Source organism: Salmonella sp. SJTUF15591 (genome assembly GCF_043356435.1).
Lineage (GTDB): Bacteria > Pseudomonadota > Gammaproteobacteria > Enterobacterales > Enterobacteriaceae > Salmonella > Salmonella enterica.
Window position 1 is genome coordinate 147568 of the sequence record NZ_JBEUJO010000006.1, and the last position, 19080, is coordinate 166647.

The following is a 19080-nucleotide window of genomic DNA, read 5'->3' on the forward strand; positions in this document are numbered from 1 at the left end:
GGAGACCAGGGTGGCAGAACCGTTAACCGTATCCCCCGAACTCACTGCGAACTATGCGTATTTTTTTGACCTTGATGGTACATTGGCAGAGATAAAGCCTCATCCCGATCAGGTAGTGGTACCGCATAAAATCCTTCAGTTGTTAGACCGTCTCGCGGCGCACAACGCAGGGGCACTGGCATTGATTTCAGGGCGTTCAATGACTGAGCTGGATGCTTTGGCGAAGCCTTTTCGCTTTCCGCTCGCTGGCGTTCACGGGGCAGAGCGTCGTGACATCAATGGTAAAACCCATATCGTGCGTCTTCCTGAAGCGGTAGTCCGTGAGGTGGAGGCGTTATTACGTTCGACGCTTGTAGCGCTGCCCGGAACGGAGCTGGAGACGAAGGGGATGGCGTTTGCGCTGCACTACCGTCAGGCTCCGGAACATGAAGCGGCGCTGTTGGCGCTTGCGCAACACGTTACGCAGCACTGGCCGCAACTGGCGTTGCAGCCTGGTAAATGTGTTGTGGAAATCAAACCTAAGGGAACTAATAAAGGCGAAGCGATTGCCGCCTTTATGCAGGAGGCGCCCTTTGCGGGACGGATTCCCGTTTTTGTGGGCGACGATTTGACCGATGAGGCTGGCTTTGGCGTGGTTAATCACGCTGGCGGAATTTCCGTAAAAGTGGGCGTCGGGGCAACCCAGGCGGCATGGCGGCTGGAAAGCGTACCCGATGTCTGGCGCTGGCTGGAACAAATCAATTATCCACAACAAGAACAACAAGTAATGAATAACAGGAGAGATGGCTATGAGTCGTTTAGTCGTAGTATCTAATCGAATTGCCCCCCCGGATAATAAAGGCGGCGCCGGCGGCCTCGCCGTTGGCGTGCTTGGCGCGCTAAAAGCGGCTGGCGGGTTGTGGTTCGGCTGGAGTGGCGAGACAGGTAACGAGGATGAGCCATTAAAAAAGGTGACAAAAGGTAATATTACCTGGGCATCGTTTAACCTGAGTGAACAAGATTACGAAGATTATTACTGTCAATTTTCCAATGCGGTTCTCTGGCCTGCGTTCCACTATCGTCTGGACCTGGTACAGTTTCAGCGTCCTGCATGGGAAGGCTATATGCGGGTGAATGCGTTATTAGCGGATAAGTTATTGCCCCTCATTAAAGAGAACGACATCATTTGGGTGCATGACTACCACCTGTTACCGTTCGCCAGCGAGCTGCGTAAACGCGGCGTGAACAACCGAATTGGTTTTTTCCTGCATATTCCATTCCCGACCCCGGAGATTTTTAACGCTTTACCGCCGCATGATGAACTGCTGGAGCAGTTGTGTGACTTTGATCTGCTAGGGTTCCAGACCGAAAATGATCGCCTGGCTTTTCTGGATAGCCTTTCGAGTCAAACGCGAGTCACGACTCGCAGCGGCAAGCAGCATATCGCGTGGGGTAAAGACTTCCAGACAGAAGTGTATCCCATCGGTATTGAGCCCGATGAGATTGCTCTGCAGGCTGCCGGGCCGTTGCCGCCTAAACTGGCGCAGCTCAAGGCGGAACTGAAAAATGTGAAGAATATTTTTTCCGTTGAGCGGCTGGATTATTCGAAAGGGCTGCCGGAACGTTTTCTGGCGTATGAAGCGCTACTGGAAAACTACCCGCAGCATCGGGGAAAAATTCGTTATACCCAAATTGCGCCTACGTCACGCGGCGAAGTACAGGCATATCAGGATATTCGCCACCAGCTTGAGACGGAAGCAGGCCGGATTAATGGGAAATATGGACAATTGGGCTGGACGCCGCTCTATTATCTGAATCAGCATTTCGACCGTAAACTGTTAATGAAGATATTCCGTTATTCAGACGTCGGGCTCGTCACCCCGTTGCGTGACGGGATGAACATGGTGGCGAAAGAGTTTGTCGCCGCGCAGGACCCCGCTAACCCTGGCGTACTGGTACTGTCACAGTTTGCCGGCGCGGCGAATGAACTGACGTCGGCGTTAATCGTCAATCCTTACGATCGGGATGACGTGGCGGCGGCGCTCAATCGTGCGCTAACGATGCCCCTTGCCGAGCGTATTTCGCGTCATGCGGAGATGCTGGACGTGATCGTTAAAAATGACATTAACCGCTGGCAGGAGCGTTTTATTCATGACCTAAAGGAGGTCACGCCGCGTAGCCCTGAGCGTCAGCAGCAGAACAACGTGGCGACGTTCCCTAAGCTGGCCTGAAATATCGCGAGCGGCGACTAGTCGCCCGCTAACGGCACCAGCAACACATCTACCTGGCTGGCGCTGACGACACTTTTTGCCGAGCAGGACGCGCGCGAAAAGAAACTGTGGTTATGGTTGCCGCAAATGACCAGATCAACATGGTGTTTGCGGCACACAGCCAAAATATGCTGGCTTAACTCACCTGATGCGATGAAAGTTTGTTCAATCGGATAATCCGCCTTTTCCCCCAGCATCTTAAGAAAATTCTCAGTCTCCTCATGCATAACCGCGCGTAAATCCTCCATCATGGGCGCGGCGAACTGGTTATACAGTTCAGGATCGGAAGCGAGAGTAATCAGGCTGACTTTCGCCTGAACAGGGCGGGCGATAGAGACCGCTTTAGCCAGTAGCTGGTGACTTTCCGGGGTGACGGCAACGGCGACAAGAATATGGGTGTAGCTCATAACTCGCTCCTTGATTGCAAGAATATGAGATTGTGCTTTAGCTTTACTCTGTTTATCGCATTTCTGCAATGCGCTAATGCCACATTAATGTGAAGGACATCATAATTAATCATTAATTATTCTTATGTAAAGAATCGTGGCATAAGACACTTTTTACACACCACCAGGATGCTTCATTTAAATGGGTGAACAATGAAAGCTAAAAGTTAAATCAAATGAGCTTATTTTTAACAGCGGAGGGCGTATGCTGTGACGAGATTAATTAATAACGTTTAATATTTAAGCCACTGTTTACTAAAGGTAAAATAAAATCGTTTCTAAAATAGAAATAATAGCCTGTTATCTATTATCCTGGCGTTATTTTAACAGAGAGAAACAAAAAAGAATTTGGTGTTGACGTACCCCTATTCAGCAGTGTGGAATAGAAAAAGTGAACATTAGGTTATTAATTAAACAAAGTAAAAGCCATGCTGATGGTTTTATCGTAAGTATTCCGTTAAATTATGTGATCTACATCACATATTTTCTAAAATCGCCGTCCCGCTCCGTTGTATGTCACGAAGCTGACGAGTAGAGTTGCGTCGAATTAGGAAAAATCTTAGGCATTTGTAAAAATTGATGTAAACGTGTAAGGCGAATCTCAGTGGGAAGCTGCGTTATACGTCACAATGTCCACAATGTCTGAGCGCTGCTATGCATTTGACCTTTTTGCTTCTTTTACCGGGCCTTCCCGGCGACATCACGGGGTGCGGCTACGTCGCACAAAAATAAAGTTGGTTATTCTGGATGGGAACAATGCATACATCCGAGTTGCTAAAACACATTTATGACATCAATTTGTCATATTTACTCCTTGCACAGCGTTTGATCGTCCAGGACAAAGCATCTGCGATGTTCCGCCTCGGTATCAACGAAGAGATGGCAAACACACTGGGCGCGTTGACCCTGCCGCAGATGGTCAAACTGGCGGAGACGAACCAGTTAGTTTGTCATTTCCGGTTTGACGATCATCAGACGATCACCCGTTTGACTCAGGATTCGCGCGTCGATGACTTACAGCAGATTCACACAGGTATCATGCTTTCAACGCGTCTGCTCAATGAAGTGGACGATACGGCGCGTAAGAAAAGGGCATGATAATGAGTGAAAAAAGCATTGTTCAGGAAGCTCGCGATATCCAGTTGGCGATGGAGTTGATTAATCTTGGCGCTCGTCTACAAATGCTGGAAAGCGAAACACAGCTCAGCCGTGGTCGCCTCATCAGGCTGTACAAAGAATTACGCGGTAGCCCGCCGCCTAAAGGGATGCTGCCATTTTCGACAGACTGGTTTATGACCTGGGAGCAAAATATTCATGCCTCCATGTTCTGCAACGCCTGGCAATTTTTACTGAAGACCGGCTTATGCAGCGGTGTGGATGCGGTGATTAAAGCTTATCGGCTTTATCTTGAGCAGTGTCCGCAACCGCCTGAAGGGCCGTTGTTGGCGCTGACTCGCGCATGGACGCTGGTGCGTTTTGTTGAAAGTGGGTTGCTTGAATTGTCGAGCTGTAACTGCTGCGGTGGGAACTTTATTACCCATGCGCATCAGCCCGTAGGCAGCTTTGCGTGTAGTTTATGCCAGCCGCCATCCCGCGCAGTAAAAAGACGTAAACTTTCCCGAGATGCTGCCGATATTATTCCACAACTGCTGGATGAACAGATCGAACAGGCTGTTTAACCGAAACGGTGTGGACAAACACTCCAGCAGCGGTAAGCCATTACCGCTGCTTTTTTTTGCCTTGCCTTCGCGTTAATCGCCCGACTGCGCATCCTGTCATAGTCAACAGCGGAAGGATGATGTCGTGCTTATCTTATTAGGTTACCTGGTGGTTATCGGTACAGTTTTCGGCGGTTATGTCATGACCGGCGGACACCTTGGGGCACTCTATCAACCTGCTGAACTGGTCATCATTGGCGGCGCGGGGATAGGGGCGTTCATTGTCGGCAACAACGGGAAGGCCATCAAAGGCACGATGAAAGCGATCCCGTTGTTATTTCGTCGTTCGAAATACACAAAATCTATGTACATGGATTTGCTGGCGTTGCTCTATCGCCTGATGGCCAAATCACGCCAGCAGGGGATGTTCTCCCTTGAACGCGATATTGAAAATCCAAAAGAGAGTGAAATCTTCGCCAGTTATCCGCGTATTCTGGCCGATGCGGTAATGCTTGATTTTATTGTCGATTATCTGCGTCTGATCATCAGCGGCAACATGAATACGTTCGAAATTGAAGCGTTGATGGATGAAGAGATTGAAACCCATGAAAGCGAGGCGGAAGTCCCGGCCAACAGTCTGGCGATGGTGGGGGATTCGCTGCCTGCCTTTGGTATCGTCGCGGCGGTAATGGGGGTGGTTCACGCTCTGGCTTCAGCCGATCGTCCGGCAGCGGAGTTGGGGGCGCTGATTGCCCATGCCATGGTAGGTACGTTCCTCGGTATTCTACTGGCTTATGGATTCATTTCACCGTTAGCGACCGTTTTGCGCCAGAAGAGCGCCGAAACCACCAAGATGATGCAGTGCGTAAAAATTACACTGCTGTCTAATCTGAACGGCTATGCGCCGCCGATTGCCGTGGAATTTGGTCGTAAAACGCTTTATTCCAGTGAGCGTCCATCGTTTATTGAGTTGGAAGAACATGTTCGCGCAGTGAGAAACCCAAACCAGCAGCAGACGACTGAGGAAGCATGAAAAATCAGGCTCATCCCATTGTCGTCGTAAAACGCCGCAGGCACAAACCGCACGGCGGCGGGGCGCACGGTTCCTGGAAAATTGCCTACGCCGATTTTATGACGGCGATGATGGCTTTTTTTCTGGTGATGTGGCTGATTTCCATCTCCAGCCCTAAAGAATTAATTCAGATTGCCGAATATTTTCGTACGCCGTTGGCCACCGCGGTAACGGGGGGGAATCGGATTGCCAATAGCGAGAGCCCGATACCAGGCGGCGGCGATGATTACACCCAACAGCAGGGTGAAGTGGAAAAGCAGCCGAATATCGACGAGCTGAAAAAACGGATGGAGCAGAGTCGCTTAAACAAACTGCGTGGCGATCTGGATCAACTGATCGAATCCGATCCCAAACTGCGCGCGTTACGTCCGCATCTGAAAATTGATTTGGTTCAGGAGGGGTTGCGCATCCAGATTATCGACAGCCAGAACCGCCCGATGTTTAAAACCGGCAGCGCCGAAGTTGAGCCGTATATGCGCGATATCCTGCGTGCGATTGCGCCAGTGTTAAACGGTATACCTAATCGCATTAGCCTGGCCGGCCATACCGATGACTTTCCCTACGCGAACGGCGAAAAAGGCTATAGCAACTGGGAGTTATCCGCCGATCGCGCCAATGCCTCGCGTCGCGAACTGGTCGCTGGCGGGCTGGATAACGGAAAAGTATTACGGGTGGTTGGCATGGCTGCCACGATGCGGCTGAGCGATCGCGGTCCTGATGACGCCATCAACCGCCGTATAAGCCTGCTGGTATTAAACAAACAGGCGGAACAGGCCATTTTGCATGAAAACGCTGAAAGCCAGAATGAGCCGGTAAGTGTATTACAACAGCCTGCGGCAGCCCCGCCGGCAAGCGTACCCACATCGCCAAAAGCGGAACCGAGGTGATAGCGTGAGCATGGATATTAGCGATTTTTATCAGACATTTTTTGATGAAGCTGACGAGCTGTTGGCTGATATGGAGCAGCATCTGCTGGATTTGGTGCCGGAGTCCCCGGACGCTGAACAACTGAACGCCATTTTTCGCGCGGCGCACTCCATTAAAGGCGGCGCGGGCACATTCGGCTTCACTATTCTGCAGGAAACCACGCATTTAATGGAAAACCTGCTGGATGAAGCCCGACGCGGTGAAATGCAGCTCAATACCGACATTATCAACCTGTTTTTGGAAACGAAAGATATTATGCAGGAACAGCTCGACGCCTATAAAAACTCCGAAGAGCCGGATGCCGCAAGCTTCGAATATATCTGCAATGCGCTACGCCAGTTGGCGCTGGAGGCGAAAGGCGAAACCACGCCGGCGGTCGTAGAAACCGCGGCACTAAGCGCGGCGATCCAGGAAGAGAGCGTAGCCGGAACCGAATCGCCTCGTGACGAGAGTAAACTGCGCATTGTACTTTCACGGTTGAAAGCCAATGAGGTCGATCTGCTTGAAGAAGAGTTGGGCAATCTGGCTACTCTGACGGATGTCGTTAAGGGGGCGGATTCACTGTCGGCAACTCTGGATGGCAGCGTCGCGGAAGATGACATTGTCGCGGTGCTCTGTTTTGTCATCGAGGCCGATCAGATCGCTTTTGAAAAAGTGGTCGCCGCGCCCGTGGAAAAAGTGCAAGAGAAAACCGAGGTAGCGCCGGTAGCGTCTCCGGCAGTCGTTGCGCCAGCCGCCAAAAGCGCGGCCCATGAACATCATGCGGGGCGTGAAAAACCTGCGCGTGAACGCGAGTCCACCAGCATTCGCGTGGCGGTAGAGAAAGTGGATCAGCTCATAAACCTGGTCGGCGAGTTAGTGATTACCCAGTCAATGTTGGCCCAGCGTTCTAACGAGCTGGACCCGGTAAACCACGGCGATCTCATTACCAGTATGGGGCAGTTACAACGTAACGCCCGCGACTTACAAGAGTCGGTGATGTCGATTCGTATGATGCCTATGGAGTACGTCTTCAGCCGTTTCCCGCGTCTGGTACGCGATTTAGCGGGCAAACTGGGCAAGCAGGTAGAGCTGACGCTGGTGGGGAGCTCCACTGAACTTGATAAAAGCCTGATCGAACGCATTATCGACCCGCTGACGCACCTGGTGCGCAACAGTCTCGACCACGGGATTGAAATGCCGGAAAAACGCCTTGAGGCGGGGAAAAATGTTGTTGGCAACCTGATTCTTTCCGCAGAACATCAGGGCGGGAATATTTGTATTGAAGTGACCGATGACGGCGCGGGGCTTAACCGTGAGCGTATCCTGGCGAAGGCCATGTCGCAGGGGATGGCGGTGAATGAAAACATGACCGACGATGAAGTAGGCATGTTGATCTTCGCGCCGGGATTCTCAACTGCGGAACAGGTCACGGATGTCTCCGGTCGCGGCGTTGGCATGGATGTGGTGAAACGTAACATTCAGGAGATGGGCGGTCACGTTGAGATCCAGTCAAAACAAGGCTCCGGCACCACGATTCGTATTCTGCTGCCGCTGACGCTGGCCATCCTCGATGGGATGTCGGTTCGCGTGGCGGGGGAAGTTTTTATCCTGCCGTTGAATGCGGTGATGGAGTCGCTGCAACCGCGTGAAGAGGATCTTCATCCGCTGGCGGGCGGCGAACGGGTTCTGGAAGTTCGCGGCGAGTATTTGCCGCTGGTCGAATTGTGGAAAGTGTTTGACGTGGACGGGGCGAAAACCGAAGCCACGCAGGGCATTGTTGTGATCCTGCAAAGCGCGGGACGCCGTTACGCGCTGCTGGTCGATCAGCTCATCGGTCAGCACCAGGTGGTGGTCAAAAATCTGGAAAGCAATTATCGCAAGGTACCGGGGATTTCCGCCGCGACGATCCTGGGCGACGGCAGCGTCGCGCTGATTGTTGATGTTTCCGCATTGCAGGGTTTAAACCGCGAACAACGTATGGCGATCACAGCCGCCTGATTGAGTGAGAAGGGAATAATATGACCGGTATGAGTAATGTAAGCAAACTGGCCGGCGAGCCGTCAGGTCAGGAATTCCTGGTGTTTACACTGGGAAATGAAGAGTACGGCATCGATATCCTGAAAGTGCAGGAGATCCGTGGCTATGACCAGGTGACGCGCATCGCCAATACACCGGCCTTTATAAAAGGGGTGACTAACCTGCGCGGCGTGATTGTCCCCATTGTCGATCTGCGCGTGAAATTCTGCGAAGGCGACGTAGAGTACGATGACAATACGGTAGTGATCGTACTGAATCTGGGGCAACGCGTCGTCGGGATAGTGGTAGACGGCGTGTCTGACGTACTGTCGTTAACGGCGGAACAGATCCGTCCGGCGCCAGAATTTGCCGTGACCTTGTCAACAGAATATTTGACGGGATTGGGCGCGCTCGGCGAGCGTATGCTGATTCTGGTGAATATCGAAAAACTGCTTAACAGCGAAGAGATGGCGCTGCTGGATATCGCAGCATCACACGTCGCGTAATAACGTTGCCGGATGGCGTCGCGCCATTCGGCAATATTCACCGTTATGCTTCCACCAACGGTGAGAGTGCCTCTTCACCGCCCGCGCCCAGCCCCTGCATTTTGCGCCGACATCGCCGCTGCGACGCTGTTATTGTCAATATCGTCTTCCGGAACAGCGTATTTCCTTTTTGCAAAAGTAAAGTTATCACCGCAGGTGCCGATAACGTTGATAACTCGTTATCAGGAAGGTGCCTTATGTTTAACCGTATCCGCGTTGTCACAATGCTGATGATGGTGCTGGGGGTTTTCGCACTGCTACAGCTTGTTTCCGGTGGTTTGCTGTTTTCTTCATTACAGCATAACCAGCAAGGTTTTGTTATTTCTAACGAATTACGCCAGCAACAAAGCGAACTCACGTCGACATGGGACTTAATGCTGCAAACGCGCATTAACCTGAGCCGCTCCGCCGCACGCATGATGATGGACGCTTCTAACCAGCAGAGCAGCGCCAAAACGGATTTACTCCAGAATGCAAAAACGACTTTCGCACAGGCGGCGGCGCACTACGCCAATTTCAAAAACATGACGCCATTGCCAGCGATGGCGGAGGCCAGCGCGAACGTCGATGAAAAATATCAGCGCTATCAGGCCGCATTAGCCGAACTTATTCAGTTTCTGGACAATGGCAATATGGATGCCTACTTCGCCCAGCCAACCCAGGGAATGCAAAACGCGTTGGGCGAGGCGCTGGGCAATTACGCCCGGGTGAGCGAAAACCTGTACCGCCAGACATTTGATCAAAGCGCTCATGACTACCGTTTTGCGCAATGGCAACTGGGGGGGCTTGCGGTCGTGCTGGTGCTGATTTTGATGGTGGTTTGGTTCGGCATTCGTCATGCCCTGCTTAACCCATTGGCGCGAGTGATTACTCATATCCGTGAAATTGCCAGCGGCGATCTGACGAAAACGCTCACCGTCTCAGGACGTAATGAAATTGGCGAACTGGCGGGAACGGTTGAACATATGCAACGCTCGCTGATTGACACCGTGACGCAGGTTCGTGAAGGTTCGGATGCGATTTATTCCGGCACCAGTGAAATTGCCGCCGGTAATACCGACCTCTCTTCCCGTACCGAACAGCAGGCCTCCGCTCTGGAGGAGACGGCGGCCAGCATGGAGCAACTGACGGCCACCGTGAAGCAAAACGCCGATAATGCCCGTCAGGCTTCGCAACTGGCGCAAAGCGCCTCCGAGACCGCGCGTCATGGCGGCAAAGTGGTCGACGGAGTAGTAAACACCATGCACGAAATTGCCGACAGTTCGAAAAAAATCGCTGACATTATCAGCGTTATCGACGGTATTGCCTTCCAGACTAACATTCTGGCGCTGAACGCGGCGGTAGAAGCGGCGCGCGCGGGAGAGCAGGGGCGCGGTTTTGCGGTCGTGGCAGGCGAGGTGCGTAATCTGGCCAGCCGCAGCGCCCAGGCGGCGAAAGAAATAAAAGCGTTGATTGAAGATTCCGTCTCGCGTGTCGATACCGGTTCAGTGCTGGTGGAAAGCGCCGGGGAAACCATGACTGACATCGTCAATGCCGTTACGCGCGTCACGGATATCATGGGCGAAATCGCCTCCGCCTCGGATGAGCAAAGCCGGGGTATCGATCAGGTCGCTTTGGCCGTTTCCGAAATGGATCGCGTAACGCAACAGAACGCCTCGCTGGTTCAGGAATCCGCAGCGGCCGCCGCCGCGCTGGAAGAGCAGGCCAGCCGTCTGACCCAGGCGGTATCGGCTTTCCGCCTGGCATCGCGACCGCTGGCGGTAAATAAGCCTGAGATGCGTTTGTCAGTGGACGCTCAGTCCGGCAATACGCCGCGGCCCTTAGCCGCCGGGGATGATGCGAACTGGGAAACCTTCTGATCGACGTGCGCTGTCGGTTATCGATTAATTTGCGAACCCGCCGATCCCTTTCGTCTGGTTCGCATAGATAAAAGCAAAAAATGTGTAATACGGGAAGCATGGCGCTGCCGCAGGGCGCGCCCGTTGTATTTTGAATGTGATTAAGAAGGCGCTATGACATCATCTCTGCCCTCCGGGCAAACGTCAGTATTGTTACAGATGACACAGCGCCTCGCGCTGTCCGACGCGCATTTTCGTCGGATATGTCAATTAATCTACCAGCGTGCAGGGATCGTGCTGGCCGACCATAAGCGGGATATGGTTTATAACCGCCTGGTCCGTCGGCTGCGTGCCCTGGGACTGGATGATTTTGGCCGTTATCTCAGTATGCTGGAGGCTAATCAAAACAGCGCTGAGTGGCAGGCTTTTATCAACGCTCTGACTACCAACCTGACCGCTTTTTTTCGCGAGGCGCACCATTTTCCCATCCTTGCGGAACATGCGCGTCGCCGCCACGGCGAGTACCGCGTCTGGAGTGCGGCGGCATCGACAGGAGAAGAACCTTACAGTATCGCCATTACGCTGGCGGATGCGTTGGGGATGGCCCCCGGTCGCTGGAAAGTATTCGCCAGCGATATTGATACTGAAGTGCTGGAAAAAGCGAGAAGCGGTATTTATCGCCTCAGCGAACTGAAAACGTTATCGCCGCAGCAGCTACAACGTTACTTCATGCGCGGTACGGGGCCGCATGAAGGACTGGTGCGCGTGCGTCAGGAACTGGCCAGTTATGTTGAATTTTCCTCCGTTAATTTGTTGGAAAAGCAGTACAACGTACCCGGTCCCTTTGACGCGATTTTTTGCCGTAACGTCATGATCTATTTTGATAAAACGACTCAGGAGGACATTCTGCGCCGTTTTGTTCCACTCCTTAAACCTGACGGACTGTTGTTTGCCGGTCACTCAGAAAACTTTAGCAACCTCGTGCGCGAGTTTAGCCTGCGCGGACAGACGGTGTATGCGCTAAGTAAGGATAAAGCATGAGTAAAATCAGGGTATTGTCAGTTGATGATTCCGCGCTAATGCGCCAAATCATGACTGAAATTATTAATAGCCATAGCGATATGGAGATGGTGGCGACTGCGCCGGACCCGTTGGTCGCCAGGGATCTCATCAAAAAATTTAATCCGGACGTATTGACCCTGGACGTTGAGATGCCGCGTATGGACGGCCTCGATTTTCTGGAAAAACTGATGCGCCTGCGACCGATGCCGGTGGTGATGGTCTCTTCGCTGACCGGGAAAGGTTCCGAAGTGACGCTACGGGCGCTGGAGTTGGGGGCCATCGATTTTGTCACTAAACCGCAGCTTGGCATTCGTGAAGGTATGCTGGCGTATAGCGAGATGATCGCCGAAAAAGTGCGTACCGCCGCGCGGGCCCGCATCGCCGCACATAAACCGATGGCGGCCCCGACAACCTTAAAAGCCGGTCCGCTGCTCAGTTCGGAAAAACTGATTGCTATCGGCGCTTCAACGGGCGGTACTGAAGCTATCCGACATGTGCTGCAACCGCTGCCGCTTTCCAGTCCGGCAGTGATTATTACGCAGCATATGCCGCCTGGCTTTACCCGCTCGTTTGCCGAGCGTCTGAATAAACTCTGTCAAATCAGCGTGAAGGAGGCGGAGGACGGCGAACGCGTATTGCCAGGTCATGCCTACATTGCGCCCGGCGACAAGCATATGGAGCTGGCGCGTAGCGGGGCGAATTATCAAATCAAAATTCATGATGGCCCGCCGGTAAACCGACATCGGCCTTCCGTGGATGTGCTGTTTCATTCGGTGGCGAAACACGCGGGGCGCAACGCCGTAGGCGTCATTCTTACGGGGATGGGCAACGATGGCGCCGCTGGAATGTTAGCGATGTACCAGGCTGGCGCCTGGACCATTGCGCAAAACGAAGCAAGTTGTGTGGTGTTCGGCATGCCGCGCGAGGCCATCAATATGGGTGGCGTAAGCGAAGTGGTCGATCTTAGCCAGGTAAGCCAGCAGATGTTGGCGAAAATCAGTGCCGGACAGGCGATACGTATTTGAACCAGGAGTAGTATTTTATGGCGGATAAAGAGCTTAAATTTTTGGTTGTGGATGACTTTTCGACCATGCGTCGTATCGTGCGCAACCTCTTAAAAGAGCTTGGATTTAACAATGTGGAAGAGGCCGAAGACGGCGTCGATGCGCTGAACAAGCTCCAGGCGGGCGGCTTTGGTTTTATTATCTCCGACTGGAACATGCCGAACATGGATGGCCTGGAGCTGCTGAAAACCATTCGCGCCGATAGCGCCATGTCGGCGTTACCCGTGTTGATGGTCACGGCGGAAGCCAAAAAAGAGAATATTATCGCCGCCGCACAGGCTGGCGCCAGCGGTTATGTCGTAAAACCGTTCACCGCAGCGACTCTGGAAGAGAAGCTCAACAAAATCTTTGAGAAACTGGGCATGTGAGGATGCGATGATGATGCAACCATCTATCAAGCCTGCTGATGAAGGCTCAGCAGGAGACATCATTGCGCGCATCGGTAGTCTGACCCGAATGCTGCGCGACAGCCTGCGTGAACTGGGGCTGGACCAGGCGATTGCCGAAGCGGCGGAGGCGATCCCTGATGCGCGCGACCGTCTGGATTACGTAGTCCAGATGACGGCGCAGGCGGCGGAACGCGCGCTAAACAGTGTCGAAGCTTCGCAGCCGCATCAGGATGCGATGGAAAAAGAGGCGAAAGCGCTAACCCAACGTTGGGACGAGTGGTTTGACAATCCGATCGAGCTTTCCGACGCCCGTGAACTGGTGACGGATACGCGCCAGTTTCTCAGGGATGTCCCGGGCCATACCAGCTTTACTAACGCGCAACTGCTGGACATCATGATGGCGCAGGATTTCCAGGATCTGACGGGTCAGGTGATCAAACGCATGATGGACGTGATTCAGGAGATTGAACGCCAGTTGTTAATGGTGCTGCTGGAAAACATCCCGGAACAGAGCGCGCGACCAAAACGCGAGAACGAAAGCTTGCTCAACGGCCCGCAGGTGGATACCTCGAAAGCTGGCGTCGTCGCCAGTCAGGATCAGGTGGACGACCTGCTGGACAGTCTTGGCTTTTAAGCTTTTTTGACCTGATGGCGCTGCGCTTATCGGGTCCGAATCCGTCAACCCGGCCGGATACGAGACTTTCTTATCGTATCCGGCTATCTCTATTAACGCCATAAACCCCGCCTTTTTTACCGCTTACTCTGCCCATTGGCGTAAAGCGGTTCTGGCATCATTCTCGCTTATCAATCTATCCAGGGTTTGCTGCGTGGCAGAAGAGAGCGACGACGACAAAACAGAAGCCCCCACACCCCACCGACTTGAAAAAGCGCGGGAAGAAGGGCAGATCCCCCGTTCCAGAGAACTGACCTCACTGCTGATATTGCTGGTGGGCGTTTGTATTATTTGGTTCGGCGGCGAGTCGTTAGCGCGGCAGCTGGCGGGAATGCTCTCAGCAGGCCTGCACTTCGATCACCGTATGGTGAACGATCCTAACCTGATCCTGGGGCAGATAATTTTGCTGATTAAAGCGGCGATGATGGCGCTGCTACCGCTCATCGCGGGCGTGGTGCTGGTGGCGCTTATCTCGCCGGTTATGCTTGGCGGCCTGATTTTTAGCGGTAAGTCGCTACAGCCAAAATTTTCTAAATTAAACCCGCTACCGGGAATTAAGCGCATGTTTTCGGCGCAGACCGGCGCGGAACTGCTAAAAGCGGTGTTGAAATCCACGCTGGTCGGCTGCGTTACCGGCTTTTATCTCTGGCATCACTGGCCGCAAATGATGCGCCTGATGGCGGAGTCGCCGATCGTCGCAATGGGGAATGCGCTGGATCTGGTTGGACTCTGCGCGTTACTGGTGGTACTGGGCGTGATTCCGATGGTGGGATTTGACGTGTTTTTCCAGATCTTTAGCCATCTGAAAAAATTACGCATGTCGCGACAGGACATTCGCGACGAATTTAAAGAGAGCGAAGGCGATCCGCATGTTAAGGGCAAAATTCGCCAGATGCAACGCGCCGCCGCGCAGCGCCGCATGATGGAAGATGTGCCGAAAGCGGACGTCATTGTCACTAACCCGACGCACTATTCCGTGGCGCTGCAGTATGACGAAAACAAAATGAGCGCGCCGAAAGTGGTCGCGAAGGGGGCTGGATTAATAGCGCTGCGCATTCGCGAGATCGGCGCTGAACATCGGGTTCCCACTTTAGAAGCGCCGCCGCTGGCGCGGGCATTATATCGCCACGCCGAAATCGGTCAGCAAATTCCCGGGCAGTTATATGCTGCCGTTGCGGAAGTGTTGGCCTGGGTCTGGCAGCTTAAACGCTGGCGGCTTGCGGGCGGGCAACGTCCTCCACAACCTGAGAACCTTCCGGTGCCAGAAGCGCTGGATTTTATGAACGAGAAGAATACTGATGGCTAATCTGGTCGCGATGCTGCGCCTGCCCAGCAACCTGAAATCGACGCAATGGCAAATTCTTGCCGGGCCGATCCTCATTCTGCTGATTTTGTCGATGATGGTGCTGCCGCTACCTGCTTTTATCCTCGACTTATTGTTTACCTTTAATATTGCGCTATCAATTATGGTGCTGCTGGTGGCGATGTTTACCCAGCGTACTCTGGATTTTGCCGCGTTTCCGACCATTCTGCTGTTTACCACGCTACTGCGTCTGGCGCTTAACGTAGCCTCAACGCGCATTATTTTGATGGAAGGGCATACCGGCGCGGCGGCGGCGGGAAAGGTGGTGGAGGCGTTCGGTCATTTCCTGGTCGGCGGTAACTTCGCGATCGGGATTGTGGTTTTTATCATCCTCGTCATTATCAACTTCATGGTCATCACCAAAGGCGCCGGACGTATTGCCGAAGTCGGCGCGCGCTTTGTGCTGGACGGTATGCCCGGTAAGCAAATGGCGATTGACGCCGATCTTAATGCCGGTCTGATTGGTGAAGACGAGGCCAAAAAACGGCGTTCGGAAGTCACTCAGGAAGCCGACTTCTACGGCTCGATGGACGGGGCAAGTAAATTTGTGCGCGGCGACGCCATCGCCGGTATTCTCATCATGGTCATTAACGTGGTCGGCGGGCTGCTGGTCGGCGTATTGCAGCACGGAATGAGCATGGGCAGCGCGGCGGAAAGCTACACCCTGCTGACCATTGGCGACGGCCTGGTCGCCCAGATCCCGGCGCTGGTTATCTCCACGGCGGCGGGCGTCATTGTGACCCGCGTCAGTACCGATCAGGATGTAGGCGAGCAGATGGTTGGCCAACTGTTCAGTAATCCAAGGGTGATGCTGCTGGCAGCGGCGGTGCTGGGGCTGCTTGGCATGGTGCCAGGAATGCCTAACCTGGTATTTTTACTTTTTACCGCCGCTTTGCTCGGCCTGGCATGGTGGCTGCGCGGGCGTGAAGAAAAAGCGCCAGAGGAGCCGCAGCCGGTAAAAATGCCGGAAAATAACTCGGTGGTCGAAGCCACCTGGAATGACGTACAGCTTGAGGATTCACTGGGAATGGAAGTGGGTTACCGCCTGATCCCGATGGTGGATTTTCAACAGGATGGCGAATTGCTCGGACGTATTCGCAGCATTCGTAAAAAATTCGCGCAGGATATGGGGTTCCTGCCGCCGGTTGTCCATATTCGCGACAATATGGATTTACAGCCTGCGCGCTATCGTATTTTGATGAAAGGGGTAGAGATTGGCAGCGGGGACGCCTATCCGGGACGTTGGCTGGCTATTAACCCCGGCACGGCGGCGGGAACGCTACCGGGCGAGAAAACCGTCGATCCAGCTTTTGGCCTTGATGCCATCTGGATTGAAAGCGCCCTGAAAGAGCAGGCGCAAATTCAGGGCTTTACCGTTGTTGAAGCCAGTACCGTTGTGGCGACGCACCTTAACCACTTGATTGGCCAATTCTCCGCCGAACTGTTTGGCCGCCAGGAAGCGCAGCAACTGTTGGATCGTGTCTCTCAGGAGATGCCTAAACTCACGGAAGATCTGGTCCCCGGCGTCGTGACCCTCACGACTTTACACAAAGTCCTGCAAAACTTACTGGCGGAAAAAGTCCCGATTCGCGATATGCGCACCATTCTGGAAACGTTGGCGGAACATGCGCCGTTACAAAGCGAGCCGCATGAATTAACCGCCGTGGTACGCGTGGCATTAGGACGAGCGATTACGCAACAGTGGTTCCCCGGTAATGAAGAAGTGCAGGTGATTGGCCTGGATACCGCGCTGGAGCGTTTGCTGCTTCAGGCATTGCAGGGCGGCGGCGGTCTTGAGCCTGGGTTGGCGGATCGCCTGCTGGCGCAGACGCAAGAAGCGCTTTCTCGCCAGGAAATGCTTGGTGCGCCGCCGGTATTACTGGTTAACCATGCGCTACGTCCATTATTGTCCCGCTTTTTGCGGCGCAGTTTACCGCAGCTGGTGGTGTTGTCGAACCTTGAGCTTTCCGATAACCGTCATATCCGCATGACGGCGACCATTGGAGGAAAATAATGCGTAAATGGCTGGCGTTGTTGCTCTTTCCCCTGACGGTTCAGGCCGCAGGCGAAGGCGCGTGGCAGGATAGCGGTATGGGTGTAACCTTAAATTACCGGGGTGTTTCCGCATCGTCTTCGCCATTGTCGGCGCGTCAGCCGGTTTCCGGTGTGATGACGCTGGTCGCCTGGCGTTATGAACTGAATGGCCCGACTCCCGCGGGATTACGGGTACGTTTATGTTCCCAGTCCCGTTGCGTAGAACTTGATGGTCAGAGTGGCACGACCCACGGTTTTGCTCATGTTCCCGCAGTCGAGCCGCTCCGCTTTGTCTGGGAAGTCCCCGGCGGCGGCCGACTTATCCCGGCGTTAAAAGTGCGGAGCAATCAGGTGATTGTGAACTATCGCTAACCGCCCCTTTCTTTGCCAGGTAGCAGACCTGACTCTCTTTTTGAATAAATAGAAACGCCGTTTTATAAAATGGTGAGGTAGGTTGCCGGACTCTTTGCGTTTTTGCCATTTACGCTTTGGTAATGGCAGAAACAAAAAGGTTTCCGCCCAGCTTAGCTTTTACTGTAGCGAATCGACTGCGTCGGCGGTAAAACTGCACGCAGCACTGAATTCGACATTACACAGAGGTTAAGCAAATGATGGTTTATCCAGTCAAACACAGTCCGCTATTGCGTCAGCCTGAGCATTTTATCGCCAGAGATGAACTAAAAGCCCTGGTGCAAAAGGTGACGCATAACCTGGTCAATATTAAAGATGAGACGGGCGAATTTTTATTGCGACTGGACGACGGACGCGTGATCGATACTAAAGGCTGGGCCGGATGGGAGTGGACGCACGGCGTGGGCCTGTACGGAATGTATCACTATTACCAACAGACCGGCGACCAGACGATGCGTAGGATCATTGATGACTGGTTTGCCGATCGTTTTGCGGAAGGCGCGACGACGAAAAACGTTAATACGATGGCGCCGTTTTTAACGCTGGCGTATCGCTATGAAGAGACGCGTAATCCAGCGTATTTACCGTGGCTGGAAACGTGGGCCGAATGGGCGATGAATGAAATGCCCCGTACCGATCACGGCGGAATGCAGCACATCACGCTGGCGGAGGAAAATCATCAGCAGATGTGGGACGACACGCTAATGATGACGGTGCTGCCGCTGGCGAAAATCGGTAAGCTGTTGAACCGGCCGGAATATGTGGAAGAGGCAACCTATCAGTTCCTGCTACACGTGCAAAATTTGATGGATAAAGAGACGGGGCTGTGGTTCCACGGCTGGAGCTATGACGGTCATCATAACTTCGCTAACGCTCGCTGGGCGCGCGGCAACAGTTGGCTGACCATTGTGATCCCGGATTTTCTTGAACTGCTGGACTTGCCGGAAAATAATGCCGTGCGCCGTTACCTGGTCCAGGTACTGAATGCGCAGATCGCCGCGCTGGCGAAATGTCAGGATGAAAGCGGTTTGTGGCATACGCTGCTTGACGATCCGCACTCTTATCTTGAGGCGTCGGCGACGGCGGGTTTTGCCTACGGTATTCTTAAAGCGGTGCGCAAACGCTATGTCGAACGGCACTATGCGCAGGTGGCGGGAAAAGCTATTCGGGGGATAGTGAAACATATCTCGCCGGAAGGCGAACTGCTGCAAACGTCATTTGGCACTGGCATGGGCCACGATCTCGATTTTTACCGTCATATTCCGTTGACCTCTATGCCTTACGGGCAGGCGATGGCAATGCTGTGTTTGACGGAATATCTGCGTAACTATTTCTGATGTATGCAGATATT

19 protein-coding genes are annotated in these 19080 nt (G+C 53.4%); 17 read left to right on the plus strand and 2 right to left on the minus strand.

Annotated elements, in window-relative coordinates; all coding sequences use genetic code 11:
• Positions 1-10: 10 nt before the first annotated feature.
• Positions 11-814 carry a trehalose-phosphatase gene (otsB, locus tag ABVM99_RS15510; protein ID WP_000840114.1) on the plus strand — a complete coding sequence of 268 codons (804 nt, stop codon included), beginning with the start codon at positions 11-13 and terminating at the stop codon, positions 812-814.
• A complete protein-coding gene (gene otsA, locus ABVM99_RS15515; protein ID WP_023194818.1) occupies positions 789-2210 on the plus strand; it encodes an alpha,alpha-trehalose-phosphate synthase in 1422 nt (473 codons plus the stop codon). Before otsB ends, otsA begins: the two co-directional genes overlap by 26 nt.
• Before the next feature lie 17 nt (positions 2211-2227).
• Here the strand turns inward: otsA and uspC are convergent, their stop codons facing one another.
• Positions 2228-2656: a universal stress protein UspC gene (gene uspC, locus ABVM99_RS15520; protein ID WP_000122606.1), complete on the minus strand. Its 429-nt coding sequence runs from the start codon at positions 2654-2656 to the stop codon at positions 2228-2230.
• Positions 2653-2769 carry a hypothetical protein gene (locus tag ABVM99_RS15525; RefSeq protein ID WP_001617301.1) on the minus strand — a complete coding sequence of 39 codons (117 nt, stop codon included), beginning with the start codon at positions 2767-2769 and terminating at the stop codon, positions 2653-2655. The genes uspC and ABVM99_RS15525 overlap by 4 nt, the downstream gene beginning before the upstream one ends.
• Positions 2770-3451: 682 nt before the next feature.
• Between ABVM99_RS15525 and flhD the strand changes: the two genes are divergently transcribed.
• From flhD to ABVM99_RS15600, 15 genes are all read left to right on the plus strand, one after another.
• Entirely contained in the window at positions 3452-3793 is a 342-nt protein-coding gene (gene flhD / locus ABVM99_RS15530) for a flagellar transcriptional regulator FlhD (protein ID WP_001518146.1), read from the plus strand.
• Positions 3790-4374, plus strand: coding sequence for a flagellar transcriptional regulator FlhC (gene flhC / locus ABVM99_RS15535; protein WP_000605987.1), 585 nt, complete (start codon positions 3790-3792; stop codon positions 4372-4374). Before flhD ends, flhC begins: the two co-directional genes overlap by 4 nt.
• Before the next feature lie 124 nt (positions 4375-4498).
• A complete protein-coding gene (gene motA, locus ABVM99_RS15540; RefSeq protein ID WP_000906312.1) occupies positions 4499-5386 on the plus strand; it encodes a flagellar motor stator protein MotA in 888 nt (295 codons plus the stop codon).
• Complete coding sequence (gene motB / locus ABVM99_RS15545) at positions 5383-6312, plus strand: flagellar motor protein MotB (protein ID WP_000795653.1); 930 nt, start codon at positions 5383-5385, stop codon at positions 6310-6312. The genes motA and motB overlap by 4 nt, the downstream gene beginning before the upstream one ends.
• A gap of 4 nt (positions 6313-6316) precedes the next feature.
• Positions 6317-8332 (plus strand): chemotaxis protein CheA, encoded by a 2016-nt coding sequence (gene cheA, locus ABVM99_RS15550; protein WP_023194686.1) that lies wholly within the window; start codon positions 6317-6319, stop codon positions 8330-8332.
• 20 nt (positions 8333-8352) lie between these two features.
• On the plus strand, positions 8353-8856 hold the full coding sequence (gene cheW / locus ABVM99_RS15555) for a chemotaxis protein CheW (RefSeq protein ID WP_000147295.1): 504 nt from the start codon (positions 8353-8355) through the stop codon (positions 8854-8856).
• Positions 8857-9092: 236 nt separating this feature from the next.
• Positions 9093-10754, plus strand: coding sequence for a methyl-accepting chemotaxis protein II (tar, locus tag ABVM99_RS15560; protein ID WP_052938251.1), 1662 nt, complete (start codon positions 9093-9095; stop codon positions 10752-10754).
• 153 nt (positions 10755-10907) lie between these two features.
• Positions 10908-11774 carry a protein-glutamate O-methyltransferase CheR gene (gene cheR / locus ABVM99_RS15565; protein WP_000204363.1) on the plus strand — a complete coding sequence of 289 codons (867 nt, stop codon included), beginning with the start codon at positions 10908-10910 and terminating at the stop codon, positions 11772-11774.
• Positions 11771-12820, plus strand: a complete 1050-nt coding sequence (cheB, locus tag ABVM99_RS15570; protein WP_000036392.1) for a protein-glutamate methylesterase/protein glutamine deamidase — start codon at positions 11771-11773, stop codon at positions 12818-12820. The genes cheR and cheB overlap by 4 nt, the downstream gene beginning before the upstream one ends.
• Before the next feature lie 17 nt (positions 12821-12837).
• Entirely contained in the window at positions 12838-13227 is a 390-nt protein-coding gene (gene cheY / locus ABVM99_RS15575; protein WP_000763861.1) for a chemotaxis response regulator CheY, read from the plus strand.
• 10 nt (positions 13228-13237) lie between these two features.
• Positions 13238-13882, plus strand: a complete 645-nt coding sequence (gene cheZ, locus ABVM99_RS15580) for a protein phosphatase CheZ (RefSeq protein WP_000983586.1) — start codon at positions 13238-13240, stop codon at positions 13880-13882.
• Positions 13883-14075: 193 nt separating this feature from the next.
• Positions 14076-15227: a flagellar biosynthesis protein FlhB gene (flhB, locus tag ABVM99_RS15585; RefSeq protein ID WP_000797081.1), complete on the plus strand. Its 1152-nt coding sequence runs from the start codon at positions 14076-14078 to the stop codon at positions 15225-15227.
• Positions 15220-17298, plus strand: a complete 2079-nt coding sequence (flhA, locus tag ABVM99_RS15590; RefSeq protein ID WP_023195483.1) for a flagellar biosynthesis protein FlhA — start codon at positions 15220-15222, stop codon at positions 17296-17298. Before flhB ends, flhA begins: the two co-directional genes overlap by 8 nt.
• The gene (gene flhe, locus ABVM99_RS15595) at positions 17298-17690 is read left to right on the plus strand and encodes a flagellar protein FlhE (protein WP_001233619.1); all 393 of its coding nucleotides are present in this window, start codon (positions 17298-17300) and stop codon (positions 17688-17690) included. The genes flhA and flhe overlap by 1 nt, the downstream gene beginning before the upstream one ends.
• Before the next feature lie 236 nt (positions 17691-17926).
• Positions 17927-19066 carry a glycoside hydrolase family 105 protein gene (locus tag ABVM99_RS15600; protein ID WP_023195482.1) on the plus strand — a complete coding sequence of 380 codons (1140 nt, stop codon included), beginning with the start codon at positions 17927-17929 and terminating at the stop codon, positions 19064-19066.
• Positions 19067-19080 lie beyond the last annotated feature (14 nt).